27 protein-coding genes and 2 pseudogenes are annotated in these 25,182 nt (G+C 72.0%); 15 read left to right on the top strand and 14 right to left on the bottom strand.

The features are described 5' to 3' along the window. The coding region (locus GWI24_RS15350) for a sensor histidine kinase (protein ID WP_210946504.1) at nucleotides 1–1,142 on the top strand (1,142 nt) is incomplete at its 5' end. Continuing rightward, nucleotides 1,139–1,822, top strand: a complete 684-nt coding sequence (locus GWI24_RS15345; RefSeq protein WP_210946503.1) for a response regulator transcription factor — start codon at nucleotides 1,139–1,141, stop codon at nucleotides 1,820–1,822. The genes GWI24_RS15350 and GWI24_RS15345, both read left to right, overlap by 4 nt. A gap of 90 nt (nucleotides 1,823–1,912) precedes the next feature. Here the strand turns inward: GWI24_RS15345 and GWI24_RS15340 are convergent. Further along, nucleotides 1,913–2,284: pseudogene (locus GWI24_RS15340) on the bottom strand (phosphatase PAP2 family protein); the annotation flags it as partial. A gap of 378 nt (nucleotides 2,285–2,662) precedes the next feature. On the opposite strand from GWI24_RS15340, the gene GWI24_RS15335 reads away from it, so the two are divergent. Further along, nucleotides 2,663–3,070: a CoA-binding protein gene (locus GWI24_RS15335; protein WP_210946502.1), complete on the top strand. Its 408-nt coding sequence runs from the start codon at nucleotides 2,663–2,665 to the stop codon at nucleotides 3,068–3,070. A gap of 5 nt (nucleotides 3,071–3,075) precedes the next feature. Here the strand turns inward: GWI24_RS15335 and GWI24_RS15330 are convergent, their stop codons facing one another. Together GWI24_RS15330 and GWI24_RS15325 are read right to left on the bottom strand one after the other, a co-directional pair. Further along, on the bottom strand, nucleotides 3,076–3,630 hold the full coding sequence (locus tag GWI24_RS15330; protein WP_210946501.1) for a YbaK/EbsC family protein: 555 nt from the start codon (nucleotides 3,628–3,630) through the stop codon (nucleotides 3,076–3,078). Between the two features lie 51 nt (nucleotides 3,631–3,681). After that, nucleotides 3,682–4,254 (bottom strand): helix-turn-helix domain-containing protein, encoded by a 573-nt coding sequence (locus GWI24_RS15325; RefSeq protein WP_210946500.1) that lies wholly within the window; start codon nucleotides 4,252–4,254, stop codon nucleotides 3,682–3,684. Between the two features lie 107 nt (nucleotides 4,255–4,361). On the opposite strand from GWI24_RS15325, the gene GWI24_RS15320 reads away from it, so the two are divergent. The 5 genes from GWI24_RS15320 to GWI24_RS15300 all read left to right on the top strand — a co-directional run bounded on the left by GWI24_RS15320 (nucleotide 4,362) and on the right by GWI24_RS15300 (nucleotide 8,963). After that, a complete protein-coding gene (locus GWI24_RS15320) occupies nucleotides 4,362–5,228 on the top strand; it encodes an EamA family transporter (protein WP_210946499.1) in 867 nt (288 codons plus the stop codon). A gap of 67 nt (nucleotides 5,229–5,295) precedes the next feature. Then, a complete protein-coding gene (locus tag GWI24_RS15315) occupies nucleotides 5,296–6,477 on the top strand; it encodes an aromatic acid exporter family protein (protein ID WP_210946498.1) in 1,182 nt (393 codons plus the stop codon). Nucleotides 6,478–6,550: 73 nt separating this feature from the next. Then, the gene (locus GWI24_RS15310; RefSeq protein WP_210946497.1) at nucleotides 6,551–7,327 is read left to right on the top strand and encodes a VOC family protein; all 777 of its coding nucleotides are present in this window, start codon (nucleotides 6,551–6,553) and stop codon (nucleotides 7,325–7,327) included. 203 nt (nucleotides 7,328–7,530) lie between these two features. Further along, nucleotides 7,531–8,085, top strand: coding sequence for a DUF2243 domain-containing protein (locus GWI24_RS15305; protein WP_210946496.1), 555 nt, complete (start codon nucleotides 7,531–7,533; stop codon nucleotides 8,083–8,085). Next, a complete protein-coding gene (locus GWI24_RS15300; protein WP_210946495.1) occupies nucleotides 8,085–8,963 on the top strand; it encodes a cytochrome c oxidase assembly protein in 879 nt (292 codons plus the stop codon). Before GWI24_RS15305 ends, GWI24_RS15300 begins: the two co-directional genes overlap by 1 nt. A gap of 148 nt (nucleotides 8,964–9,111) precedes the next feature. Here GWI24_RS15300 and GWI24_RS15295 read toward each other — a convergent pair whose 3' ends face one another. The 4 genes from GWI24_RS15295 to GWI24_RS15280 all read right to left on the bottom strand — a co-directional run bounded on the left by GWI24_RS15295 (nucleotide 9,112) and on the right by GWI24_RS15280 (nucleotide 11,778). After that, nucleotides 9,112–9,804, bottom strand: coding sequence for a GAF and ANTAR domain-containing protein (locus GWI24_RS15295; protein ID WP_210946494.1), 693 nt, complete (start codon nucleotides 9,802–9,804; stop codon nucleotides 9,112–9,114). A 23-nt stretch (nucleotides 9,805–9,827) separates the two neighbouring features. Continuing rightward, a complete protein-coding gene (locus GWI24_RS15290) occupies nucleotides 9,828–10,370 on the bottom strand; it encodes a gamma carbonic anhydrase family protein (protein WP_210946493.1) in 543 nt (180 codons plus the stop codon). 103 nt (nucleotides 10,371–10,473) lie between these two features. Beyond that, on the bottom strand, nucleotides 10,474–11,142 hold the full coding sequence (locus GWI24_RS15285; protein WP_210946492.1) for a DedA family protein: 669 nt from the start codon (nucleotides 11,140–11,142) through the stop codon (nucleotides 10,474–10,476). Nucleotides 11,143–11,325: 183 nt separating this feature from the next. Further along, a complete protein-coding gene (locus GWI24_RS15280) occupies nucleotides 11,326–11,778 on the bottom strand; it encodes a DUF4442 domain-containing protein (RefSeq protein WP_210946491.1) in 453 nt (150 codons plus the stop codon). Nucleotides 11,779–11,872: 94 nt separating this feature from the next. Between GWI24_RS15280 and GWI24_RS15275 the strand changes: the two genes are divergently transcribed. Continuing rightward, complete coding sequence (locus tag GWI24_RS15275) at nucleotides 11,873–12,979, top strand: hypothetical protein (protein ID WP_210946490.1); 1,107 nt, start codon at nucleotides 11,873–11,875, stop codon at nucleotides 12,977–12,979. Between the two features lie 74 nt (nucleotides 12,980–13,053). Beyond that, nucleotides 13,054–14,358, top strand: coding sequence for an MFS transporter (locus GWI24_RS15270; RefSeq protein ID WP_210946489.1), 1,305 nt, complete (start codon nucleotides 13,054–13,056; stop codon nucleotides 14,356–14,358). Here the strand turns inward: GWI24_RS15270 and GWI24_RS15265 are convergent. The 3 genes from GWI24_RS15265 to GWI24_RS15255 form a co-directional block, all read right to left on the bottom strand. Further along, a complete protein-coding gene (locus GWI24_RS15265) occupies nucleotides 14,345–15,190 on the bottom strand; it encodes a spermidine synthase (RefSeq protein WP_210946488.1) in 846 nt (281 codons plus the stop codon). The two genes, GWI24_RS15270 and GWI24_RS15265, sit on opposite strands and share 14 nt — an antisense overlap. Nucleotides 15,191–15,278: 88 nt before the next feature. Beyond that, the gene (tuf, locus tag GWI24_RS15260) at nucleotides 15,279–16,454 is read right to left on the bottom strand and encodes an elongation factor Tu (protein ID WP_210946487.1); all 1,176 of its coding nucleotides are present in this window, start codon (nucleotides 16,452–16,454) and stop codon (nucleotides 15,279–15,281) included. Between the two features lie 96 nt (nucleotides 16,455–16,550). Beyond that, on the bottom strand, nucleotides 16,551–16,703 hold the full coding sequence (locus GWI24_RS15255; RefSeq protein ID WP_198278272.1) for a hypothetical protein: 153 nt from the start codon (nucleotides 16,701–16,703) through the stop codon (nucleotides 16,551–16,553). Nucleotides 16,704–16,878: 175 nt separating this feature from the next. Between GWI24_RS15255 and GWI24_RS15250 the strand changes: the two genes are divergently transcribed. Next, on the top strand, nucleotides 16,879–17,634 hold the full coding sequence (locus GWI24_RS15250) for a TVP38/TMEM64 family protein (protein WP_210946486.1): 756 nt from the start codon (nucleotides 16,879–16,881) through the stop codon (nucleotides 17,632–17,634). Between the two features lie 57 nt (nucleotides 17,635–17,691). Here GWI24_RS15250 and GWI24_RS15245 read toward each other — a convergent pair whose 3' ends face one another. Continuing rightward, nucleotides 17,692–19,236, bottom strand: a complete 1,545-nt coding sequence (locus GWI24_RS15245) for an MFS transporter (protein WP_247616378.1) — start codon at nucleotides 19,234–19,236, stop codon at nucleotides 17,692–17,694. 274 nt (nucleotides 19,237–19,510) lie between these two features. On the opposite strand from GWI24_RS15245, the gene GWI24_RS15240 reads away from it, so the two are divergent. Continuing rightward, complete coding sequence (locus tag GWI24_RS15240) at nucleotides 19,511–20,383, top strand: undecaprenyl-diphosphate phosphatase (RefSeq protein ID WP_210946485.1); 873 nt, start codon at nucleotides 19,511–19,513, stop codon at nucleotides 20,381–20,383. 270 nt (nucleotides 20,384–20,653) lie between these two features. Here the strand turns inward: GWI24_RS15240 and GWI24_RS15235 are convergent, their stop codons facing one another. Together GWI24_RS15235 and GWI24_RS15230 are read right to left on the bottom strand one after the other, a co-directional pair. Next, nucleotides 20,654–21,310 carry an HAD family hydrolase gene (locus tag GWI24_RS15235; protein ID WP_247616380.1) on the bottom strand — a complete coding sequence of 219 codons (657 nt, stop codon included), beginning with the start codon at nucleotides 21,308–21,310 and terminating at the stop codon, nucleotides 20,654–20,656. A 31-nt stretch (nucleotides 21,311–21,341) separates the two neighbouring features. Next, nucleotides 21,342–21,962 (bottom strand): flavin reductase family protein, encoded by a 621-nt coding sequence (locus tag GWI24_RS15230; RefSeq protein ID WP_210946484.1) that lies wholly within the window; start codon nucleotides 21,960–21,962, stop codon nucleotides 21,342–21,344. A gap of 198 nt (nucleotides 21,963–22,160) precedes the next feature. On the opposite strand from GWI24_RS15230, the gene GWI24_RS45200 reads away from it, so the two are divergent. Both GWI24_RS45200 and GWI24_RS15215 read left to right on the top strand, forming a co-directional pair. After that, nucleotides 22,161–22,358: a hypothetical protein gene (locus tag GWI24_RS45200; protein WP_281790049.1), complete on the top strand. Its 198-nt coding sequence runs from the start codon at nucleotides 22,161–22,163 to the stop codon at nucleotides 22,356–22,358. Nucleotides 22,359–22,431: 73 nt separating this feature from the next. Then, nucleotides 22,432–23,547, top strand: a complete 1,116-nt coding sequence (locus tag GWI24_RS15215; protein ID WP_210946483.1) for an AI-2E family transporter — start codon at nucleotides 22,432–22,434, stop codon at nucleotides 23,545–23,547. Between the two features lie 130 nt (nucleotides 23,548–23,677). Here the strand turns inward: GWI24_RS15215 and GWI24_RS15210 are convergent. After that, a pseudogene (locus GWI24_RS15210) lies at nucleotides 23,678–24,261 on the bottom strand (MBL fold metallo-hydrolase); the annotation flags it as partial. 11 nt (nucleotides 24,262–24,272) lie between these two features. On the opposite strand from GWI24_RS15210, the gene GWI24_RS15205 reads away from it, so the two are divergent. After that, on the top strand, nucleotides 24,273–25,182 hold a 910-nt coding region (locus tag GWI24_RS15205; protein WP_210946482.1), incomplete at its 3' end, for an AraC family transcriptional regulator.

Genomic DNA, 25,182 nt, shown 5'->3' with positions numbered 1-25,182 from the left:
GCGAGCAGCGGCTGATCGCCGAGCAGGCCCGGCTGCGGGAGCGGGCCCGTATCGCGCAGGACATGCACGATGTGCTCGGCCATGAACTCAGCCTGATCGCCCTCTCGGCCGGGGCCCTCAAGCTGGCGCCCGGGCTGGCGGACGGCCATCGGGAGGCCGCCCGGGACATCAGGGCCAGGGCGGCGGCAGCCGTGGACCGCCTCGGCGAGGCGATCGGCGTACTGCGCCAGGAGCCGGACGGAGCGCCGCCGGAGCCGGGTGGCGCGGATGTGGCGGAGCTGATCGAACGGGCGTCGGCGTCGGGCCTTGCCGTCCGGCTGCGGATCGACGGCGAGCCCGGCGTGCTGCCGCCGGACGTGGAGCGCGCCATGTGCCGTGTGGTGCAGGAGGCGCTGACCAACGTGGCCAAGCACGCGCCCGGCGCGGAGGCGACCGTCCATGTCCGGCATACGGCGGAGGAGACCGGGGTCCGGGTGGTGAACGGCCCCGCGTCCGCCACCGCTCCCGTGCGCTCCGGTGGCGAGGGCTTCGGCCTGATCGGCCTGGACGAGCGTGTCGGGCTGGCCGGGGGCACCTTCGGATACGGCCCCGAGGCGGGCGGTTTCGCCGTCCGCGCCACGTTTCCCCGTACGCCCGCGGCGCGGCGAGCGGCGCAGGCCACGCCCCACGCCCCGGACGTCCCCGGCAACGCGGGCGGCGTGGACGTCCCCGGCGCCGCGGACGGCACCGACGCCCCCGGCAACGCGGACGGCGCGGTGGCGGATGACCACCGGCGCGCCCGCCGCCGGCTCGGCCGCACCCTGCTCGCGGCGCTGATGGTGCCCCTGGTCGCGGGGGCCCTGCTGATCGGGGCGCTGCGGATATGGGACACACTGAGGGCCCGGGAGTCGGTGCTGGCCCCGGACGACTACGCCCGGCTGCGCATCGGACAGGACCGCGACCGGATCGCACGGTATCTGCCGGAGCACCAGACCGGCCACCGGCCGACGGCCGCCGAACCGAGGGGGACGGACATCGTCTGCGAGTACTACGCGATGACGGCCGACCCCTTCGACGACCGCTCCGGGGACGTCTACCGGCTGTGCTTCCGCCACGGCACCCTGATGTCCGCCGACGCCTTCACCGGGAAGGGCGTCCGATGATCCGGGTCCTGATCGCCGACGACGAGCCGATGATCCGCGCGGGCATCCGGGCCGTGCTCGCCACCGATCCGGACATCACCGTGGTCGCCGAGGCGGGCGACGGCCACCAGGCGGTGGAGCTGGTGCACCGCCACCGGCCCCGGGTGGCGGTGCTGGACATCCGCATGCCCGGAACCGGCGGTATCGAGGCCGCCCGCGAGATCCACCGGACGGCCCCGGCCACCGGTGTCATCATGCTGACCACCTTCGGCGAGGACGACTACATCCTCCAGGCGCTGGGCGGCGGCGCCATGGGCTTCCTCATCAAGTCCGGTGAACCGGAGGAGCTGATCGCGGGGGTGCGCGCGGTGGCCGACGGCGCCGCCTATCTGTCACCGAAGGTCGCGGCCCGCGTCGTGGCGCATCTGGCGTCCGGTGGCGCGGGGGCCCTGGCCGACCGCCGTACCGCCGCCCGTGAGCGGGTCGACGCCCTGACCACCCGGGAGCGGGAGGTGCTGGCCCTGCTCGGCGGCGGGCTGTCCAACGGTCGGATCGCCCGTCGGCTGCATGTCGTCGAGGGGACGGTCAAGGCCCATGTGAGCTCGATCCTGGCCCGGCTGGGCGTGGAGAACCGGGCGGCCGCCGCCGTGGTCGCCCACGAGGCCGGAATCCTTCCGCCGCGCGCGCCCGAACAGCGCTGAGACCGCCCGTACGGCCGGAGGGCCCGCCACGACCAGCGTCGCCGCCGCCGCGGCGGCGCCCATCAGCGCACCGGCGGCCACATCGTGCGGATAGTGCACCCCCACCGCCACCCGCAGCAGCGTCGCCACCCCCGCCAACGGCAGCGCCACCGCGGCGAGACGGGGCCTGAGCACCGTCAGTCCGACCGCGATCCCGGTGGCGAGGGTGGCGTGGTTGCTCGGAAACGACCAGTCCCCCGGCTCGGGACACTCCGCCACCGCCACGACGCCCCGTACCGCCCGGCACGGCCGTTCCTCGTCCACCACCAGCTTCACCCCCTCGCTCGCCGCGTAGGCGGCCACGGTGCCGATCCCGGTGAGCACGGCTCCGGCCACGCCAGAGGCGTCCCCGCGCCGGAAGGCCGACCACCACGTCCACAGCAGAAGCAGCCCCAGCGCCACCAGCGTGCCCTCGGTGGCCATCTCCAGCAGCGACCCGGCCCACGAGGGCGCCCCCGCCACCGCGTCGGCCACCACGCGGTACACCGACACCGAGACGCCGCCCGTGACCTCCACCCGCTCCGCGTCGCCCAGCCCACCGGGCGACAGCCACATCACCGCTCCCGCCCCGGCAGCACACAGCGCCACCGAGAGCAGCAGTCGACGGCCGAAGCCGTATCGCGTCCTTGAATCCATGGCCAGTGACCGTAGAAACGGCGAAGGCCCGCCACCTCTGGCGAACGGCCAGGTCAGACCCCTGACGTTCGTCGGGGTTGACACCCCGGCGCGCCCCGGGGAATCTCCGGGGTACCCGGCCGGTTCTGCTGCGAAGAGACCGCATCGCGACCACAGGAGGCAGGCATGTACGGCGACCCGGCGACGGTCCGCACGATCCTCACCGAGTTGGGCGACACCTGGGCCATCGTGGGCCTGTCGACGAACCAGCAGCGTGCGGCATACGGCGTCGCCGATGTCCTCCAGCGCTTCGGCAAGCGCATCGTGCCCGTCCACCCGAAGGCCGAGACGGTGCACGGCGAGCGCGGCTACGGCTCACTCGCCGAGATCCCGTTCCCGGTCGATGTGGTCGATGTCTTCGTCAACAGCGACCTGGCGGGCCCGGTCGCCGACGAGGCCGTCGCCATCGGCGCCAAGGCCGTCTGGTTCCAGCTCGGTGTCATCGACCCGGAAGCGTACGACCGCACCCGCGCCGCCGGACTCGCCATGGTGATGGACCGCTGCCCGGCCATCGAGATCCCCCGGCTGGGCTGAGCACCTCAGGCGCCCAGGCCCTCCAGGACCACCGCGCCCGGGAGGCCGGCGAGCAGTTTGCCCGGCACGATGAGCTTGCCGCGTCGGCTGCCGCTGCCGATGAGGGCGTACGGGATGTCGGCCACGGCGGCGTCCACCAGGAGCGGCCAGTCGGCGGGGAGCCCGATCGGGGTGATGCCGCCGAATTCCATGCCGCTCTCGCCCGTCGCCGTGTCCATCGGGGCGAACGACGCCTTGCGCGCGCCGAGGTGGCGGCGCACCACGCCGTTGACGTCCGCGCGGGTGTGGGCCAGGACCAGGCAGGCGGCCAGGGTGGTCTCGCCGCCCCGCCTGCCCGCGACCACCACGCAGTTGGCGGACTGCTCCAGCAGCCAGGAGCCGTAGTTCTCGACGAGCACGGCGGTGTCGGCCTTGTCCGGGTCCGTGTCCACGAAGAGCACCTGCTCCACCGGTTCCGAGCCGCGCCAGGTGCGCAGCGCCTCGGCGACGGGAGCGGTCAGCAGGTCCAGGCACTCGACGGCGGGACGGACCTCGTCGAAGGCATCCATCGGCGTACTCATGCCGCCAAATTAGCAGTCGGAGCAGGGCACGAGGGCCCGGACCTGGCGGCCTCAGCGCGCGGGTGGCACCGACACCGCCATGGTCATCTCCACCGGCGCCGTCCCGTCGTTGCGGTAGGTGTGCGGGGTGTTCGCCTCGAACGCCACGGAGGTGCCGATCGGGGCGGTGTGGGTCTCACCGCCGAGCACCAGCGTGAGCTCGCCCGCCGTCACATGGATCAGCTCGACCGTGCCGGACGGATGCGGATCGGAGCTGCTCTCGTCGCCGGGCATCAGCCGCCATTCCCACATCTCCAGCGGGCCGTCCGCCTCGGTGCCGACGAGCAGCGCGGTGTAGCTGCCCGCCTCGGTGGACCACATCCGCACCGCCTGGTCGGGCGGGACGAAGGTCACCCGGGGGCCCTGCTCGTAGTCGAGCAGTGTGGTGATGCTCACGCCGAGCGCGTCGGCGAGCTTGACGGTGGTGCCCACGCTCGGATTCGTACGGGCCTGCTCAATCTGGATGATCATGCCCCGGCTGACCCCGGCGCGGGCCGCCAGGGCGTCGAGGGTGAAGCCGCGTTCATTGCGCCACCGTTTGAGGTTGCGGGCGAGCGACTGCGTGAGCTGGTCGAGGTCCGTCACGTTCCGGTCCGTCCATCCGTCCAAAATAGTGAATGGCATAGTCGAGTGCAGTGAACTACCGTGGGCTGTACTCCCACGTCCACCACACTGTACGGCGAGGTTTCACCATGTCCGCACTCTTCGCTCTTGCCACCAGCCTGCTCTGGGGGCTGGCCGACTTCGGCGGAGGGTTGCTCACCCGGCGCACACCCGCGCTCACCGTGGTCGTCGTCTCCCAGATCATCGCGGTCACCGTCCTCGGCGCCATCGTGGTCGCCACCGGCGGATGGTCCGAGGCGGGCCCGCAGCTGTGGTTCGCCGCGGCGGCCGGTGTGGTCGGCCCGGCCGCGATGCTGTGCTTCTACCGGGCGCTCGCCCTCGGCCCGATGGGCGTCGTCTCCCCGCTCGGCGCGCTCGGCGGGGTCATCGTGCCGCTCGGCGTCGCGCTGGTGCTCGGCGAGCGGCCGGGGCTGCTCCAGGTCTCGGGCGTCGTGGTGGCGGTCGCGGGTGTGGTCCTGGCGAGCGGTCCGCAGACCGGCGGGGCGCCCGTCCAGCGGCAGACGCTGCTGCTCACCATGGTGGCCGCGCTGGGCTTCGGCTCGGTGATGGCGCTGATCGCCGAGGCGTCGCACACGCTGACCGGGCTGTTCCTCGCGCTGTTCGTGCAGCGGGTGTGCAATGTGGCGGTCGGCGGCGGCGCGCTGCTGGTCTCCGTACGGCGCGGCAGCCCCGGGCTGCCCGAGGGCGGGATGGGTGTGGTGTGGGCGTCGCTGCCCACGCTCGCCTTCGTGGGCCTGGCCGACGTGGCCGCCAACGGCACGTACAACCTCGCCGCCCACCACGGCCCGGTCACCGTCGCCGCGGTGCTCGCCTCCCTCTACCCCGTGGTGACCGCCCTCGCGGCCCGCGGACTGCTCGGCGAGCGGCTGCGGGTGGTCCAGGCCACGGGCGCCGGACTCGCCCTGGTGGGCACGCTGTTGCTGGCCACGGGCTGAGCGGCCTGCGGCCCGGGCCCCCGCCCGGCCAGGCATAAGCCGACGTGCTCCAGGAACCCACTACGCCATGGGGCACGTGAACGAGAAGCTGTACCTGTTGCGGGCCGAAGCCCGGGGGATCGTGGACGCCGCGGCGCGGGCGTGGCAGGGGCCGGGGCGGGAGCGGGACCTGCTCGTGCAGTCGCTGAAGGCGGCCGGAGCGGCCACCCTCGCCTGGGCGGTCTCGGGGTGGTGGCTGAAGGACCCGGTGGCACTGATGGCGCCGTGGGTGGCGGTGGTCCTGGTCCAGGCCACCGTCTACCGCTCGCTGTTCAAGGGGGTGCAGCAACTGGTGGCCATCGCCGTGGGCACGCTGCTGGCGGCGGGGGCCGAGGCCCTGACGGGGAACATCCTGATCTCGGTGGCCCTCGTCCTGCCCGTCGTGATGCTGCTCAGCAACTGGCCCCGCCTCGGCGACCAGGGCATCTACGGCCCCACCACCGCGCTGTTCACCCTCACCTCCGGCCCCGTGTCCAGCCTCACGGTCTCCCACCGGCTGCTGCAGGCCGTGCTGGGTGCCGCGATAGGCATCGCGGTCAACGCGCTGATCGTCCCGCCGGTCCATCTGCGGAACGTACGGGAGAACCTCAGCAGCCTCGCACGCGGTGCCGAGGGCGCCCTCGCGGGCATGGCGGAGGGACTGGCCCATGACGACTGGTCCGAAGCGACGGCCGCCGACTGGCGGCGGCTGTCCGATCGCCTCCAGCAGTGGCAGGCGAGCCTGCGATCCGCTCGGCTGTGGAGCCATGAGAGTCTCCGGCTGAATCCCCGGCTGCCGTGGAAGTCGCGCAAGAAGCTGCCGCCGCTTCCCGCCGAGAGCGAGGACCAGCGGTGGGGAGCGATCGTCGCCCAGATCGGCGGGATCACCAACACCATGATCGACATCGCCGACGAGAACCGCACCATTCCCTCCCCCGATCAACGGGCGCTCGGCGACTACGGCCGACTCCTGTGCGACCTGGCGACCGCGTGCGCGGCCCGGGCGGATCTGATCTCTCTGCTCTCCACCCCCGATGACGCGCACGCCCGGCTGGAGGAGGCACTGGACTCCGTGGAACGGCGCCACGACGCCCTGCACAAGGTGATCTGCGATCAGCGCAGCGTCTCCCCCGGCACCACCGCCGTCCTGGGCACCCTGCTGGTGCAGGCTCAGAACATCTGGCATCACATCGCCCCGGACACCTGGCCCCGCGCCGCTGACGGGGCATAGCACCCGGCTGGCGGGGTACATCGGTGCAGTCCCCCGCGGTGGTGTCGGGGCGGAGTTGTGAGGAGTGGTGCCCATGAAGCCGATCGGCCAGGTACGGCCGGGATTCCCCTGCTGGGTGAGTCTCGCCGCCCCCAGCCTCCAGGCGGCGCAGGAGTTCTACACCGCGGTGCTCGGATGGACCTGGCGCCCCACCGGACTGGGTGAGGGGTTCCGTACGGCGCTGTTCGGCGGAGCGCCGGTGGCCGGGGTCGGGGCGCTCGCGAACAGCCTCAGGGGCGCGGTCGCCTGGACGCCGTTCTTCGGCGTGGCGGACGCGGACGCCACCGCGGCACACATCCGTGAGCGGGGCGGCACCGTCGGCGTCGGCCCGCTCCCGTTCGGCACCGGCCGCCGCGCCGGGCTGGCCGCCGACCCCGACGGCGCCGTCTTCGGCTTCTGGGCGGGAGAGACGCTGCCCGGCTGGCCGTCGGGTCCGGAGGAGGGCGCCCCGGCCTGGCTGGCGCTGCGGACCCGTGACGCGTTCGCGGCCGCCCTCTTCTACGGCGAGGTCTTCGGCTGGGCGTCACCGGAGGGCAACTGCTCCGTGGAGTACGAGAACGACGAGGTGATCGTGCGCGAGGAGGGCCGCAAGCTGGCGGTGGTCCACGGCGGCGCGGTCGAGCAGGCGCCCGACCCACGGGTCCGGCCGCGCTGGTACGTCCACTTCCGCGTCCCCGATGTGACGGCCGCCGTGGCGGCGGCCCGCGCCGCCGGTGGCACGGTCGCCCTCCCGCCGGACGCCTCTCCCACGGGCCGTCAGGCGATCCTGTGCGACCCCGACGGGGGGCTGTTCACCGTCACCGCCGCCTGAGCGGACGGCGCTGAGGCGCGGCGCTGACGGACGGACCGCCTGACGGATGGCCCGCCCCGCCTCGGCTCGGCTCGGTTCAACTCGGTTCGGCTCGGCGAGATGGCGGAAAGACGACGCGGGCGCGTGACGAAGCCGGTCCGGCCGGGAAGCCGTGGAGGCGAAGAGTGCGGAGGTACACGCTGTCGTCAGGACGGAGAGCGGTGATGGCCACCACGGCGGAGGAAGCCCGGGCCGGTCTGCCCGCGTCGCGCGTCATCCGGCTGCCGGGGATCGTGCTGGGGGTGGGGCTCGGCGGATTCCTCGACGGAATCCTGCTGCACCAGCTGCTCCAGTGGCACCACATGCTCAGCAGCACCAACCACGACCGCATCGGGGTGCGGTACTACAACCCGCACACCGTCTCCGGTCTGCGGATGAACACCGTGTGGGACGGCATCTTCCACGCGGTGTGCTGGATCTCGGTGCTGCTGGGGCTGGCCATCCTCTACGCCCGGGTCACCCACGACCGGCGCCGGGTGTGGGGTTCCCGCGTCCTGTGGGGCTGGATGCTGGTCGGCTGGGGCCTGTTCAACCTCGTCGAGGGCTTGCTGGACCACCAGATCCTCGGCATCCACCATGTCCACGGCGGCCCGGAGCAGCCGTGGTGGGACGCCGGCTTCCTCGTCCTGGGCGCCCTTCTGGTGGCCGGCGGCTATCTGCTGCAGCGCGGCGGGGCGCCCTCCGGCCCCGAGGCGCCCCGCGCCACCGGGCGCGTGTGATGGGTGGCGGCGCGGCGCATCCCGGCCATGGCCACGGCGGGGGCGGCGGTCCCCTGGACGTATGGCTGCCGGCCCTCGCCCTGCTGGGGTGCGCCGCCGCCTACGCGCTGACGGTCCGCCGCGCCCGTCGCCGCCACCCCGCTCAGCGCTGGCCGCTCGCGCGGTCGCTGAGCTTCGCGGCCGGGCTCGCCCTGGTGGCCATGGCGCTGCTGCCGCCGCTCGCGCCGTTCGCCCATGAGGACTTCCGCGGCCATATGGCCCAGCATCTGCTGCTCGGGATGTACGCGCCCCTCGCACTGATGCTCGCGGCCCCGGTCACCCTGCTGCTGCGCGCCCTGCCCCCGGACCGCGGCCGACGGCTGACCGCCGTGCTCCGCTCCCGTCCCGCGCGGCTGCTCGCCCACCCCGTCACCGCCCTGCTGCTGACCACCGGCGGGCTGGTGCTCCTGTACTTCACCCCCGTCTACGACGCCACCATGGGCCACCCCGGATGGCACTGGCTGACGCACGCCCATTTCCTGCTCTCGGGCTGGCTGTTCGCGTATGTCATCGCCGGTCCCGATCCGGCCCCGGCCCGGCCGGGGGTGCCGGCCCGGCTGATGGTCCTCGGCGTCGCCATCGCCGCCCACGCCGCCATCGCCCAGCTGATGTACGGGGGCTTCTGGGTCGACGTGCACGCCCCGATCGCCGAGGTCCGGGGCGGCGCGGAGATCATGTACTACGGCGGCGACCTCGCCGAGCTCCTCCTGGCCGCGGCCCTCGTCACCACCTGGCGGCCCGTGAGGACGCCCCGGAGGCCGCACGGGTCACGGGTACGCCCGGTGCGACCGCCGAAGGAGGGGATTCGCGCCCCACCGGCCCTGCCGAAATCCGGGTGACGATGGGGTTACCACCGGAGGTCCCGGGGGTACCTGGGCGTCACGCCATCGCAGCGACCCCCGGGGGACGACGGTGGCCAGGCCCTTCCGGTCCAGACCGCGGGCCGGAAGAGCCGCTTCGGCTGATGCGTCGGCTCGGGTCGACGCTTCAGTCGTCGATTCCACCGCTCTCGCAGATCTGCCGGGCGATGTCCCGCAGCTTGACGTTGCGCTCCTGGGACACCCGCCGGATCAGCGCGAAGGCGTCGTCCTCGGTGATCTTCAGGCGTTCCATGAGGATGCCCATGGCCTCCCCGATGGTGTGCCGGGTCTGGATCGCCTGCTGGAGCTGATCGGCGGTGCGGGCACTGGAGAAGGCGACCGCCGCATGCGAGGCGAGCAGCCAGCCGGCCGTCTCGCTGGCCTTGGTGAAGGCGGCGGGGTGCCGCGAGTAGAGGTTCAGGGCGCCGAGGTTCTCCTGCTCGGTGTAGAGCAGGAACCCCATCATGCTGCCGATGCCGAGGTGGCGGGCCTCGCTGACGAAATCCGGCCAGCGCTCCTCGGGCTCGGTGAAGTCCTTGACCCGGAACACTCGCTCGCCGTCCAGCCGGCGGGCGGCGTCGAAGCAGGGCCCCTCGCGGAGCCGCCCCTGGAGCCGGTCCGAACGCACCACCAGCCCTTCGGTGGGGGCGAGGGACTCCACTCGGTTGCCGTGGAGCACCAGGATGCCGGCCGCGTCGCAGCCCTCCACGATGTCCACCGCGCACGCGCTGATCCGATCCAGCGTGGCCTCCACGGACTCCTGCGCCAACAGATCCCGCGCCATGGTGGCCATGCGCTCGGCAAAAGCTTCCCAGTCCATGACCACCATCCGATCACATCCGGCTATTCGCCGCTTCTGAGCGCTTCCCGGTACTGCTTCGCCCGGTCCGCGTACACCTGGGCGTTCAGTTTGATGCCTTCCCGCTCCTCGTCAGTGAGGGGGCGCTTCACCCTCGCAGGCACCCCCGCCACCAGGGAACCGGGCGGTATCTCCATCCCCTGCGGTACCAGGGCCTGGGCCGCGACCAGGGACCCCGCACCGATCCGGGCGCCGTTGAGGACCGTCGCCCCCATGCCGATCAGGACGTCGTCCTCGACCGTACAGCCGTGCACGACCGCGTTGTGCCCGACCGAGACCCGCTCGCCGATCGAGACCGGGAATCCGGGGTCGACGTGCACCGTGCAGTTGTCCTGAATGTTGCTGTCCGCGCCGAGGGCGATGGGGCCGCCGTCACCCCGCAGCACCGCCTGGTACCAGACGCTCGATCCCGCCGCCAGCACGACATCGCCGATCACCACCGACGTGGGGGCCACGAACGTGTCGGGGGCGATCTGTGGCTCCTTCCCGTCGATGCCGAAGATCAAGGCGCGCACCGTCTCTCCCACCTGGTCGTCCCCTTCGCGTTCCTTGCCCCGGCCGGCAGCTCCGGCAGAGCCCTGCAGCCGGTCCAGCCGGTTCAACCGATCCGGCCGATCCGGCCGATCCGCCCTAGTCCCCGGCCGGGACCGGCTCCGGCTCGGCGGTCCCGGAATCGGCCGCCGTGACCGCCGCGGCCTTGGCCTTCTTGGAGCGCCACTTCATGACCAGCATCGAGCCAAGGCCGAAGAGCAGAGCCAGCACGAGCCCGAGCCAGGAGAAGCGCTTCAGCCAGTCCTCGGCGACCTTGCCCAGGGAGTAGATGACCGCGGTGGTGCCACCGGCCCAGACGATGCCGCCGAGCACATTGGCGATGAGGAACTTCCAGTACGGCATGCGCAGCACGCCCGCGAGCGGCCCGGCGAAGATACGCAGCAGCGCGATGAACCGGCCGACGAAGACCGCCCACATGCCCCACTTCTGGAAGGAGCGCTCGGCGGTGGCCACGTGCTCGGCGCTGAAGTGCTTGGGGAATTTGCGGCCCAGCCAGGCGAGCAGCGGCTGTCCGCCCTTGCGGCCGATGAGATAGCCGATGGAGTCGCCGATCACCGCGCCCGCGACGGCGCACGTCCCCAGGATGTAGGGGTTGATGTGGTCCTGGGAGGCCGCCAGCAGCGTCGCGCTGACGAGGACGATCTCGCCGGGGAGCGGGATTCCCAGGCTCTCCAGGCCGATGACGATGCCCACGAGCAGATACACGCTGACCGCGGGCACGGTCTCGAGCCATTCCTCGATATGCAACGCCGGTTCCTCCCCATGTGGCGACCGCTTCCCGGCGTGCGCCGGACAGGACGTGGCGCACGCCGGGAAGCCTACTCAATCGGCGCGCGGTCGCCATCATCCCCAAGTCGTGCTCCCGCTCGCGTCGGCTCCGGCGAAGGGAGGACGGACTCGGGGCTGGACTCGGGGCTGGGGAGGTCGGGCTCAGGACTGGGGGCGCAGGGTCCACACGATGGACATTTCGCCCGTAACCGCACCGTCCTCGCGTGTGATCGCGACGTTCACCGGGAATTCAGGCCGCTCCCCCGCGTCCAGCTCGGCGACCACCTCGGCGGCGGGCCGGCCGAGGGTGGCGGTCGCGGTGACGGGCCCCTTGGCGAGCTTCTTGTAGCCGATCTCGGCACGCACGGCCAGCGGTACGGCACGGCCGAGCTGATCACCGAACGCCGCCAGCACGATGGCACCGCTCGCGGACTCCGCCAGGGTGAACATGGCACCAGCGTGGGGGCCGCCGACATGGTTGTGGAAGTCGGGCTGGTCGGGCAGGCACAACACCGCGCGCTCGGGCGACGCCTCGCGGAACTCCAGGTTCAGGGTGCGCACCATGGGCACCGTGGCGGCGAGCATCTCACCGACGGAGGGCAGGGTTTCTGACATGCCCGGAAGTTACCACCCGGTAGCAAGTGGGGAAAGGGGCAGTTCAAGGGGCAGCCGTAGCAGCCGTCATCGGCCCCCTCTATCGTTACTGGCCATGTGGCCAGGACAGCAGCCGCCCGGGGGCGAGCAGAACAACCCGCACGACCAGAACCCCTATCAGCAACCGGGGTACCAGCAGCCGGGATACAACCAGCCCAACCCGTATCAGCAGCCGGGATATCAACAGCCGAATCCCTATCAGCAGCCGCCCCAGCAGCAGCCGGGGCAGTCCGGCCAGCCGGGGCAGCAGCAGCCCGGTTACGGCCCGCCGCAGGGTCCGCCCGGCCAGCAGTGGGGCACTCCGTCCGGCCCGCCCGGCGCACCGCAGCCGCCGCGCGACAACAAGAAGCGCACGACCACCATCGCCATCGTCGCGGCCATCGCGGTCGTCGCGGCCGCGGCCATCACCGGTGCGCTGGTCCTGGGCAAGGACGACAGCGACGGCGGTGACGAGTCGAAGGGGAAGGACAAGACGCCCGCCTCCACGTCGGCCCCGGCCTCCGAGGAACCGACCGAGGACCCGGGCGGCGGCGGTGCGGACAACCCGCGCGCCGGCGGTGACACCACCGACGTCAAGGCGGTCATACCCGGCTGGAAGCCGGTGGTCAGCCCCAAGCGGCACAACGCCTTCGACGTCCCCCCGGACTGGACGATCGAATCGCCCGGCCTGAGCACCGGTTTCGAGGATGACAAGGGCAAGCCGCTCGTGGTCATGTCCGCTCCGGCGAGGTACAAGAAGGACTACTGCTCGGTCAAGGACAAGGACGGCTACGTCGACAAGAGCCACGCCGCCGGGGCGGGCTCGAAGGGCGCTCAGGGCGCCAAGAGCGAGGCGTCGGCCGCCAAGATCGAGGCCGAGAACTGGGTCTTCGCCGCCTTCGACCAGAAGCAGACCGGGACCCGCAAGGTCACCGACGCCAAGAAGTTCAAGAGCGCCCACGGCCTCAAGGGCTACACCGCGTCGGCCACCGTCACCGGGGTGAAGAAGACCGACAAGTGCACCACCGACGGCAAGTCGGTCACCGTGACCTACACGGACACCAACGGCGACTTCGCCACCTGGGTCCTGTACTCCGTCAAGGGCACCAAGGAAGAGGTCCCGGACGCCACCATCAAGAAGATCATGAGTTCGCTGCGGCCGGTGAAGTCGGAGGTCTCCTGACCTTCTGACCGCTCCGATCGTGACGGCCGGAATTCGGTTGGACGCCGGGGCCCGCCCCCAGGGATAGTCCGGATGTGACGACTCCTCCGGCCCCGCGCCTCCGACCGCGCCGCCCCGCGTGGGCCGGTCGCAACTACACACTGCTGACCACCGCCGCCGTGGTGACGGGCCTCGGGAACGCCGGAGCCCTCATCGCGGCGGCGTTCGCGGTGCTGGAGGCGGGCGGGGACGGCGGCGACGTCGGGCTCGTGGCGGCGGCCCGCACCCTTCCGCTGGTCGTCTTCCTGCTGATCGGCGGCGCGGTGGCGGACCGGCTGCCCCGCCATCGGGTGATGGTCGCGGCCAACAGCCTCAACTGCCTCTCGCAGGCGGTCTTCGCCGTGCTCGTCCTGTCCGGCGAGGCGCGGCTGTGGCAGATGGCCGTGCTGTCCGCGCTCGGCGGCACCGGGCAGGCGTTCTTCGCCCCCGCCGCCGAGGGCATGCTGCTCTCCAGCGTCAACGGCGAACAGGCCGCCCGCGCCTTCGCGCTGTTCCGGATGGGCATGAACGGTGCGCAGATCGGCGGGGCCGCGCTCGGCGGCGCGCTGGTCGCGGTGGTCGGCCCCGGCTGGGTGCTGGCCGTCGACGCCGCCGCGTTCGCGGTCGCGGGCGCCCTGCGCTCGCTGCTCGACGTGCATGCCGTCGCCCAGCGGGAGCCCGGCAGCGGCATGCTGCGGGATCTGCGCGAAGGTTGGCGCGAATTCGTCGGCCGGCCCTGGCTGTGGTCGATCGTCGTCCAGTTCTCCGTCGTCAACGCGGTGGTGGGAGCGGCGGAGGCGGTGTTCGGCCCGCTGGTGGCCGAGGACCATCTGGGCGGGGCGCGCCCCTGGGGGCTCGCGCTCGCGGCGTTCGGCGCGGGCACCGTCCTGGGCGGTCTGCTGATGGTGCGCTGGCGGCCGCGCCGGATGCTGCTCGCGGGCTCCCTGTGCGTGCTGCCGCTCGCCCTGCCGTCGGCCGCGCTCGCCGTCCCGGTGCCGGTCGCGCCGCTGGCCGTGGTGATGTTTCTGGTCGGGGTGTCGGTCGAGGTGTTCGGGGTGTCCTGGATGACCGCGCTGCACCAGGAGATCCCCGAGGACAAGCTGTCGCGGGTCTCGGCGTACGACTGGTTCGGCTCGGTCGCCATGGTGCCGCTCGCCACGGCGCTCGCGGGCCCGGCCGAGGAGGCGTTCGGCCGGGCGGCCTCGCTGTGGGGGTGTTCCGCGCTGATCCTGGCGCTGACGCTGGCGGTGCTGACGGTCCCGGACGTACGGCGGCTGCGCCGGCGCGAGACCGAGCCCGTCGCCGAGGGCGGACCGGCCGCCGCCACGGACACCGCCCCGGAGCCGGTCAGCCCACGCTGAACGCCCCGTCCGGCGGCTCGGGCGAGGGTGTGGCGTCCTCGTCCCGCACCGGCGCCGCGCCACCCATGAACCGCTCCAGCGCCTCCCCGTACTCGACCCTGGCCGGGAAGGCGTCGGCCGCGGTGCGGCGGGCCAGCACGGCGACCGGCGGTTCGGACTGGGAGGCCACCAGCACGGCGTTGCCGAACCGGCGGCCGCGCAGCACCGACGGCTCCGCGATCAGGGCGAGATGCGCGAACGCCGTGCGGTAGGTGGCCAGTTGGGAGCGGAGGAAGGCGAACGGCGCCCCGTCGGCCAGATTCGCCGCGTACCACCCGCCCGGCCGCAGCGCCCGGGCCGCGGCGCGGGCGTACTCGACGGAGGTCAGATGCGCGGGCACCCGCGAACCGCCGAAGACATCGGCCACGATGACATCGGCGGCCCCCTCGGGCCCGGCCTCCAGCGCGGTCCGGGCGTCCTCCGGGCGCACCGTGATGTCCGCCCCGGACGGCAGCGGAAGATGCTCGGCGACCAGCTCCAGCAGCCCCCGGTCGGCCTCGATCACCACCTGGTGGGAGCCGGGGCGGGTGGCGGCCAGATAGCGAGGCAGCGTCAGCGCCCCACCGCCCAGGTGCAGTACGTCGAGCGGGGCGCCGGGATCGGCGGCCGCGTCCAGGACATGGGCGATCCGCCGCGCGTACTCGAATTCGAGATGGGCCGGATCGTCCAGGTCCACATACGACTGCGGGGCGCCGTCCACCGTGAGCAGCCAGGCGCGCGGGCGGTCCAGGTCCGGCATCAGCTTGGCCATGCCGCCGTCCACGGCACGGCTCACGGGTATCGGCTCGTTCACCCTCTCATTGTGCCGTCGCACACATGCCGTGGCCTCCGCTCGCCCGCCTCCCCCGCACGGGGAAGGCGGACGGGCGGGGCCGTGATGGCTACGGCAGCACGGTGGTCACCGTGCCCGCGCCCACCGTGCGGCCGCCCTCGCGGATCGCGAAGCCGAGGCCCGGCTCCAGCGGTACGGCACGGCCGAGCTCGACCGTCATGGTGACCGTGTCACCGGGGCGCGCCACCGCGGTGGCCCCGAGGTCCACGGCGCCGACCACATCGGCCGTACGGAGGTAGAACTGCGGGCGGTAGCCGGTGGACACCGGTGTCCGCCGGCCGCCCTCGGCCGCCGAGAGGACGTACACCCGCGCGGTGAAGCGCCGCCGCGGCACGAGGCTGCCGGGCGCGGCCACCACATGGCCGCGGCGCACCGCGTCCCGCGCCACTCCGCGCAGCAGCAGCGCCACATTGTCGCCCGCCTCGGCCGACTCCATGGACTTGCCGAAGGTCTCCACGCCGGTGACCACCGTGGCCACATCGGTGCCGGGCACCTCGACACGGTCGCCGACCCGTACCGTGCCGCGCTCGATGGCGCCGGTGACGACCGTGCCGCGTCCGGTGATGGTCAGCACGTTCTCCACCGGTAGCAGGAACGGCGCCCCGGTGTGGCGCACGGGCGTCGGTACGTAGGTGTCCACGGCGTCCAGCAGCGCCTCGATCGCCCCGGTCCAGCGCGGGTCGCCCTCCAGCGCCCGCAGCCCGGAGACCCGTACGACGGGCGTGGTGTCGCCGGGGTAGCCGTGCGCGGAGAGCAGCTCGCGCACCTCGAGCTCGACGAGGTCGGTGAGCTCGGGGTCGCCCGCGTCGGCCTTGTTGAGGGCCACCACGATGTGGTCGACGCCGACCTGGCGGGCCAGCAGCACATGCTCGGCGGTCTGCGGCATCACACCGTCGAGCGCGGAGACCACGAGGATCGCCCCGTCGATCTGGGCGGCGCCGGTCACCATGTTCTTGATGAAGTCGGCGTGGCCGGGCATGTCGACATGCGCGTAGTGCCGGGTGTCGGTCTCGTACTCGACATGCGCGATGTTGATGGTGATGCCGCGCGCGGCCTCCTCCGGCGCCCGGTCGATGCGGTCCGCCGGCACGTAGGCGCCACCGGTGCCGCGCTCGCTCAGCACCTTGGTGATGGCGGCGGTCAGCGTGGTCTTGCCGTGGTCGACATGGCCCATGGTGCCGATGTTCAGATGCGGCTTGGTGCGCACATACGTCTGCTTGGACATGCGACGATCTCTCCTCGTCAGCGGGGTGGGAAGCGCGGACCCCAGAACCTCGCCGACCCTCCCCCTGGGGGATCCGTCGGAGTTGTCCGAGGAGGGTCAGCTTCGGGCGCCGTCGAGGCAGGCGGCGGGAACGGCGGCGGGCGGGTCCGTGGTGAGGGCGGCGACCGCGGCCGGAGCGAGAGAGGGGACGGCAGCCTTCGGCGCGTCCGCGACCGCGGACGTCGGCGTGAGGAAGGCGAGCCGGAACATGCTGTGATCTTCGCGCACTGTTCGGTCCGCGTCGAATGGTTTTCGGGGCGTTTCGGTACGTGCGGGGTGGGTGGTGCGGGTGGTTCGGAACCCTCTGTCGACGGTCTGCCGACAATCGGACGACAACCCGACGACATCACGGCGTTCGCCGCGCCCGGTCGGTTACGCTCCACCGATGCTCGATGTCGCCCCGCCGCCCGCGAACCCGGCCACGCGCCGCGCCCGCGCCGTGCTCCTCTCGCCGTGGTCGCGGCTGGGATTGCTCGCCGCGCTGCTCACCGGTTCCGCGATCGCGGTCTGGCTGTGGCAGCCGCAGCGGCTGCTGGCCCACGGCTGGCCGGAGTTGTCGGGCGGGACGGCCGTGGTGCTGTTCACGGCCGCGTACGGGGTGGGCACCGCCGCGCTGGTGCCCCGGCCGCTGCTGAACCTGGCGGCCGGTGCGCTCTTCGGCATCCAGGCCGGGCTGGCCACGGCCATCGGCGGCACGGTGATCGGCGCCGGGATCGCCTTCGGCCTCGGGCGGCTGCTGGGGCAGGACGCGCTGCGGCCGCTGCTGCGGGGCCGCTGGCTCACGGCGGCGGACCGGCAGTTGAGCCACCACGGGTTCCGGTCGATGCTGGCGATCCGGCTGTTCCCCGGCGTGCCGTTCGCCGCCGCCAACTACTGCGCGGCCGTCTCCCGGATGAGCTGGCCGTCGTTCCTGCTGGCCACCGGGCTGGGCAGTGTGCCGAACACCGCCGCGTACGTGGTCGCGGGCAGCCGCGCCACCACCCCCACCTCGCCCGTCTTCCTCCTCGCGCTGGCCTTCATCACGGTGCCCGCCATCGCGGGGGCGGTGGTGGCCTGGCGCAAACGCGGCCGCATCCGGCCCGTACGGCCTGTACGGCCCACGGAGGACGCGGCGGCGGACGAGCTGGCGCCGCGAGGCTGACGACGGCCCCCGCGGGGCTGACGGGGCCGGGGCCGTCAGCCGCCGGCCGGGCGTCCGTCAGCCGCCGACCGGTCCGGTGGCGGAGGCCGACGTGGCCGCGGCGCGTGCGGACAGCGGTTCGGCGATGTCCTCGAGCGAACGCCGCTCCGCCGGAATGGCGAGGAAGACGGCGACCAGCCCGGCCGCGACCATGAGCGACGCCCCGATGGAGAAGGCCAGCGCGGTGTCGGCGACGACTCCGCTCGCCGTCAGATCCGAGAAGATCAGCGGACCGCTGATGCCCCCGGCCGCCGTGCCGATGGCGTAGAAGAAGGCGATGGCCAGGGCGCGCGTCTCCATCGGGAAGACCTCGCTGACCGTCAGATACGCCGAGCTCGCACCGGCCGAGGCGAAGAAGAGGACCACGCACCAGCAGGCGGTCATCGTGGTCGCGTTGAGCCAGCCGTTGCCGAACATCCACGCCGTGATGAACAGCAGCACACCGGAGAGGATGTACGTCCCCGAGATCATCGGCCGGCGGCCGACCGTGTCGAAGAGCCTGCTCAGCAGCAACGGCCCCAGGAAGTTGCCAAAGGCGATGACCGCGAAGTAGTAGCCGGTGATGCCGCTGGGCACGCCGAAGAACTTCACCAGGATCGAGCCGAAGCCGAAGGTGATGGCGTTGTAGAGGAACGCCTGCCCGATGAAGAGGCCCAGCCCCAGGAGCGCGCGCCGGGGATACGCCCGGAAGAGCGTCCGGGCGATCTCGACGAAGCCGGTGCTCTTCCGCGTGCGGATGGTGATGGCCTTGTCCGGCTCGGGGAGGCGCCGCCCGGTCTCGTCCTCGATCCGCCGTTCGGCCGCCGCGACCAGTTCCTCGGCGCCCTCCGCCCGGCCGTGGATGAACATCCAGCGCGGGCTTTCGGGGACGTTCCGCCGGACCAGCAGGATGACCAGGCCGAGGACGACGCCGAGGGCGAAGGTGAGCCGCCAGCCGATGTTCAGCGCGAAGAAGTTCGTGTTCAGCATCAGCACGGAGAGCAGCGAGCCGCCCATCGCGCCGAGCCAGAAGCTCCCGTTGATGACCAGGTCGACGCGGCCCCGGTACTTGCTGGGGATCAGCTCGTCGATCGCGGAGTTGATGGCCGCGTACTCCCCGCCGATGCCGAAGCCGGTGAGGAAGCGGAAGAGGAAGAACCACCAGGCGGAGAAGGAGATGGCGGTGAGCGCGGTGGCGGCCAGATAGACGCCGAGCGTGATGAGGAAGAGCTTCTTGCGGCCGTAGCGGTCGGTGAGCCAGCCGAAGACCAGCGCCCCGGTGCAGGCCCCGGCCACATAGAGGGCCGCCGCCATCCCGGTGACCTGCGCGTCGGTGATGGGCAGCCCGCTGCCGGGCTCGGAGAGGCGGCTGGCGATATTGCCGACGACGGTCACCTCGAGACCGTCCAGAATCCATACGGTGCCGAGGCCGATCACGATCATCCAGTGCCAGCGTGACCAGGGCAGCCGGTCCAGCCGCGCCGGGACCTCGGTGGTGATCGTCCCGCCCGGCCCGTTTCCGGCGCCGCCCCCGTCCCCGTCCCGTCGGCCTCCCCGGCCTCCGTCGTGCCCGATCGCGGTCATACGGTTCAGCTCCTCGGCTGTCCACGGCTGATCCTCACCAGGCGCCCGCGGGCGGCCGGCGAGCCCCGAGTACCCAAGGTCAAAGCGCTGAACCGATGGTCTGACCAGGCCCTTGATGGGCCGTGCACCCGGGGACGCTACGCTGCCCCCACAACCGGCCGTTGATCCTCGACGGTCGGCCTCCCACTGACCGCCCCGCCTGAATCGGTCATGCCTGGACATCTGAGACCAGGTACCGAGCAGCGCACGATCAGCCTTGGATAGCGAAGACTCAATGTCGTGGTTTGAATCATTCATCCTCGGGCTGGTCCAGGGGTTGACTGAGTTTCTTCCGATCTCCTCCAGCGCCCATCTGCGGCTCACGGCCGCGTTCGCCGGCTGGAACGACCCTGGGCCCGCCTTCACCGCGATCACCCAGATCGGCACGGAGCTCGCGGTACTCATCTACTTCCGCAAGGACATCGTCAACATCGTGTCGGCCTGGTTCCGCTCGCTGTTCAGCAAGGAGTGGCGCGGCAACCACGACGCCCAGATGGGCTGGCTGGTGATCGTCGGCTCGCTGCCCATCGGTGTGCTCGGGCTCACGCTGCAGGACGCGATCGAGGGTCCGTTCCGCGACCTGCGGCTCATAGCCACGACCCTCGTTGTCATGGGCGTCGTGCTGGGCTTCGCGGACCGGCGTGCGGCCCGCGATGAGACGGGCGGCCGCCATCGCGTCGCCAACCAGCGCAAGACGCTCCAGGAGCTGAGCATCCGGGACGGGCTCATATTCGGGGTCTGCCAGGCGATGGCGCTGGTGCCGGGCGTCTCCCGGTCGGGCGCCACGATCAGCGGCGGACTGCTGATGGGTTACACCCGCGAGGCCGCGGCCCGCTACTCCTTCCTGCTCGCGGTGCCGGCGGTGCTGGCCTCGGGCGTCTTCGAGCTGAAGGACGCCTCGGAGGGCCATACGGAGTGGGGCCCGACGATCTTCGCGACGGTCATCGCCTTCGTTGTCGGATATGTGGTGATCGCGTGGTTCATGAAATTTATTTCAAGTAAGAGCTTCATGCCGTTTGTGATCTACCGGATTCTGCTGGGCATCGCGCTCTTCGCGCTCGTCGGCTTCAGTGTGCTGAGCGCCCACGCGGCCGAGTCGGCAGGCTGACGCACTTCTCGGATATCCGCTCGGATCCGCTCGGATCCGCTCGGATCCGCTCGGATATCCGCCGGACAGGCAGGGAGATGGGCCGCCGGCCGAGGAGGGAGGAGTCCGGCGGCCCCTTCGCTCAGGTCTGGCGCCCCCTGAGCGGCATGGGACGAGTCAAGCGCCATGCCGGGCGGCAGGGAAGGGTGTGCGGTAGATATATGCAAGCACTCGCATCGCACCGGGTGTGAATTCCTCACCCAGCGCACACCACTGCCCTGAGCTGCGGCCTTACGGGGACCATGCCCCCGACGGCCCGGTGACGATCTCCACCAGCTCACTCAACGAGTCGATCCGCCAGTCCGCCATCGCCGCGTCGGCCGTATCGGCCCACAGATACGCCCATGGCCCCCGGCGGATATGCGCGGCCCGCAGCCCGGCGGCCTTCGCCGGGCGGATGTCGAAGGCCGGGTAGTCACCCACGTACACCGTGTCCCCGGGCGCGGCGCCGCCGAGCTCCAGCGCCCGCCGGAAGAACTCCGGATCCGGCTTGACGACGCCCCATCCACTGGACGTCGCCACGGCGTCGACCGGCAGCCCCATTCCCCGCAGCAGCTCCCCCATCCGCAGCGACTGGTTCCCGGCCAGGACCACCCGCAGCCCGGACTCCCGCAGGGCGCCGAGCGCGGACCGTACGTCCGGGTACAGATCGGACTCGTCCAGCCACTCCCCCCGCCCCGCCGTCTCCCGTGCCCGCCGCTCGACGTCGATGTCCACGCCCGGCCGCAGCAGCCGGATCGCGTCCCCGTCGTCCCGCCCCTGCGCGACGACGGCCCCCACCAGCGCGGACAGGGTGTGCCGGGGCACCCCGAGCCAGTCGGCCCAGGAGCCCCAGTAGCGGTCCTCACGGACGAGGGTCGAGCCGATGTCGAACACCACGCTCTCCATCACCACGCCCCCTTCCTATGGTCCGCGGCCCTCACACCGTCTCCGGCCCCCGGCCCTCCCAGTCCGCGTAACGGATCCGGGCGAGATCCAGCACCTCACCGACCGTGCCCCATTCGTTCCTCCCCAGCCGGGACAGCGGCCGCAACCTGGTGACCTCGGCGTGCCCGTCGACCATCACCTCGTCGTCGATCGCGGCATGCACCACCCGCCCGAAGACCACCGTCGAGTTCCCGAGCCCCATCGTGCTGTGCACCACACACTCCAACGCCACCGGCGACCCCGCCACCCGAGGCGGCTTCACCCGCAAGCTCGCCTCCTGCTCCACCCCCACCGCCTCGAACTCGCTCACCCCGTGCGGAAAGTCCGTCGCGGTCGCGTTGACCTGCTCGAACAGCCCCTCGGGAGCGAGGTTCACCACGAATTCACCGGTGTCCTCGACATTCCGCAGCGAATCCTTACGCCCCACGGAGGTGAACTGCACGACGGGCGGAGCCACGGCCGCGACGGTGAAGAACGAGTGCGGGGCGAGGTTCGCGGCACCGTCCTGGCCGACGGTCGACACCCAGGCGATCGGCCGAGGCACGATGACCGAGGTCAGCAGCTTGTAGAAGGGGGTGGGGCCCATGGTCTCGGGATCGAAGTCGATACGCATGGGCCCAGTATCCGCTGGCTCGGCAGCGCGTCCCAACGACGAGAGGGGAGTGTGCGGGAGCGGGTCACTCCTGGCGGGGAGGACGCGGGTCTTCCAGGCGGGAGAGCCAGGTCGTGAGCAATGCTTCGAGCGTCTCGGCCTCCGCGGGCGTCAGCAGATTCAGCAGGTGGCTTTCGTTGCGCATATGGCGTCACGGGCGTGCTGCTCGGCACAACGGTCGCCACGGAGGTGCTGACCGTTCAGCAACTGTGCGGACTGGTCCTGGTCCTGGCCGGAGTCGTCCTCGGCCGGCCCACCCGCGCGGGCCGACGTGGCACCGGCCGGACGCCCGCTCAACCCGGCTCTCACCGGCACCCCGCACGGGATCCCTCGTCCACCCACTCCCCACCCCGGTGAGGGCACTGGGACTTTGGCTAGGGTGCTCCTGAAAAGCAGCGCCGGGAAGCACTCATGGGGTACGGGTGACCCCATGCCTCGCACGTTGAGTTCAACGAAAGCCCGCGCCGCGCTCCGCGTATCGGCGCGTATCTCCCTCGAATTGCTTCTGATCCTCGTCATGGCCGCGGCGGTCCTGTGGGCCCTGGGCCAGATGTGGTCGGTCATCTGGCCGCTCGTGGTCGGCCTGCTCCTCACGACGCTGACCTGGCCCCTGGCCCGCCTTCTGCGCGGGTGGGGGTGGCCTCCCGCGCTGGCCGCCTCGGTCGTGACCCTGCTGTTCCTCCTGGTCGCCACGGGTATCGTGGCGCTGATCGCGGTGCCCGTGGCGTCCCAGTCCGGTGAGCTGGCCGATGGTGTGACCGAAGGCATCGAGCGGGTGCGTGAATGGGCCGCCGGGCCGCCGCTGAACATCGACGATGCCCAGATCGCGCAGGCCACCGACAGCGCGGCCGCCCGGTTGCAGAGCAGTGCCGGCAGCTTGGTCACCGCTGCCGTCGCGGGAGTGAGCACTGTGGTCGACGGTGTGATCACCGCCGTCCTGGCGCTCTTCTTGATGTTCTTCTTCCTCAAGGACGGCCCGCGGTTCCTGCCGTGGCTCGCCCGTCAGCTCCCCGGCCGGCTCGCCACCGACATCCCCGCCGTGGCCGCGCGCAGTTGGGACACGCTGGGCGCCTTTGTGCGTTCCCAGGCGCTGGTCGGCCTGCTCGACGCCATCCTCATCGGACTCGGGCTGTGGGCTCTGGGAGTACCGCTGGTGCTGCCGCTGGCGGTCCTGACCTTCATCTCCGCGTTCATTCCCGTCGTGGGGGCGTTGTTCGCGGGTGTGGTCGCGGTGCTCATCGCGCTGGTGTTCAACGGTCCGACGGACGCGCTGATCGCGCTGGCGATCATCATCGTGGTGCAGCAGCTGGAGGGCAATGTGTTCCAGCCCATGATCCAAAGCCGCGGGCTCGGCCTGCACGCGGCCGTCGTCCTGCTGGCGGTGACACTGGGCAGCAGCCTGGCCGGAATCGTGGGCAGCCTGCTAGCCGTACCGGTGGCCGCGCTGATCGCGGTGGCCTGGAACTACCTGCGCGAACAGCTCAGCCACCCGCCACAGGAGCCGGAGGGCAACGAGCAGCCCGCCGGTGGCGCTGTCGTGTCGTAACCCCTCGGCGCCGGCCCTCGGCGTCAGCGCCGGCAAGCGCAGCGGGCGCTGCCGGCCGGGCGTGCGCCGGGGGCAAGGCCCCCGGCGTCCGACCATGACAAGGGAGTCGCGCCATGGTGATGTTCTGACATCACGACGTGCCCGGCGACTCCGTTGCCCATGGGCCCAGGGTGAACCGGCCGCCTCCCCGCCGGACCTCCACGGCACCCGCGGCACCCGCGAAGTGGGCGGGAACGAGCAACTCCCTTTCATCGGCCGCACGTTGGAGGACGCGCAGGCGGCTCGCCACTGCTTGTTCCGAGTCCAGGCAGGCGTTGCTGTTGCGGCAGGGCTGGAGGATCTGCACCGGGCTGTGCAACAGGTCTCCGACGAAGACGGCCCGGTCGCCGCCGGAGGCGAGCCGCGGCACGGACGAGCCGGGGGTGTGGCCGGGCGCGGACTCCAGGGTGAGGTGCTCGTCGATGCGGTGGGAACCGTCCCACCGCACGGCCTGTCCGGCCCGGTGGAGGGGCGCGATGCTGTCCTCGTAGATCAGGCGGCCGTCCGCCTGCGAGCCGTTGCCGTCCGCCCGCCGCTGCGCAGCACCCAGGTCTGCAGCGCCATCACCAGCCGGTCGGCATCCGGCTCCCAGTGGTCCGGCGCCAGCCAGTCCTCGTTGTCCTTCCACACCTCGCCGGCGGTCTCCGCGACCAGGTCGGAGACGGGCGCGAACGGGCCCTGCTTGAATGGATGTGGTGAGCGACGCGATCTCCGCCATGCGGCTGGGGCACCCCTCGTCCCACCGGTTGCGGATGAACGGCAGTGGGCGCACGCGGCTTCACCCGTTCGGCGGCGCGGGCTTTCACGTGGTGCTCAAAGGCGGTTGCTGGCTGCTGCCCGACGGCGGTGACCCGGTGTCCCTCGGCGTGGGTGACGCGGTGCTGCTCCCCCATGGCACAGGTCATGTGCTCGCCGACTCCCCGGCCGATACGGCGACCGCGGCGGAGAGCGCGGCACCGCTCGGGCGATCGCTCGCGGGGACGGAACCGCGAGTCCGGCCCGAGCGCGGTGAGACGGAGATCCTCTGCGGCCAGTACCGGCTCGACTGCAGCCGCATCCACCCGCTTCTCGCGGAGATGCCCCGGATCGTCCACCTTCCCAGCCGCGTCGGCGGCCACCTCGAGCTGCGCGCCGCGATCGACCTGCTCGCCGGTGAACTGGACGAAAGCCGGCCCGGCTCCTGCATCGCGCTGCCGAACCCGCTCGACCTGCTCCTCGTCTACATGATCCGCGCCTGGATGACCGAGGCCACCAGCGGAGCCTGGCCCCGCGTCCTGGGTGACCCGGTGACGGCCGCCGCGCTGCGGGCGCTGCACTCGGATCCGGCCGCCCCGTGGACCACCGAGCGCCTGGCCGCGGAGGTGAACGTCTCCCGCCCCACTCTGGCGTGCCGGTTCGCCACCCTGGTCGGGCGCCCTCCGATGGCGTACCTCACGTGGTGGCGCGTCATTCTCACCGCCACCCTGCTCCGGGACACCCCGGACACTCTGGCCTCCATCGCCGGCCGGGTCGGCTACGGCAGCCCGTACGCACTCTCACACGCCTTCCAGCGGGAGTTCGGGACCACCCCGGGGCGGTACCGCAAGGCCGCGGGCC

This window comes from Streptomyces sp. MK37H (assembly GCF_018035285.1).
GTDB classification, from domain to species: Bacteria; Actinomycetota; Actinomycetes; order Streptomycetales; family Streptomycetaceae; genus Streptomyces; species Streptomyces endocoffeicus.
This window is presented reverse-complemented; position numbering and strand designations above follow the sequence as displayed.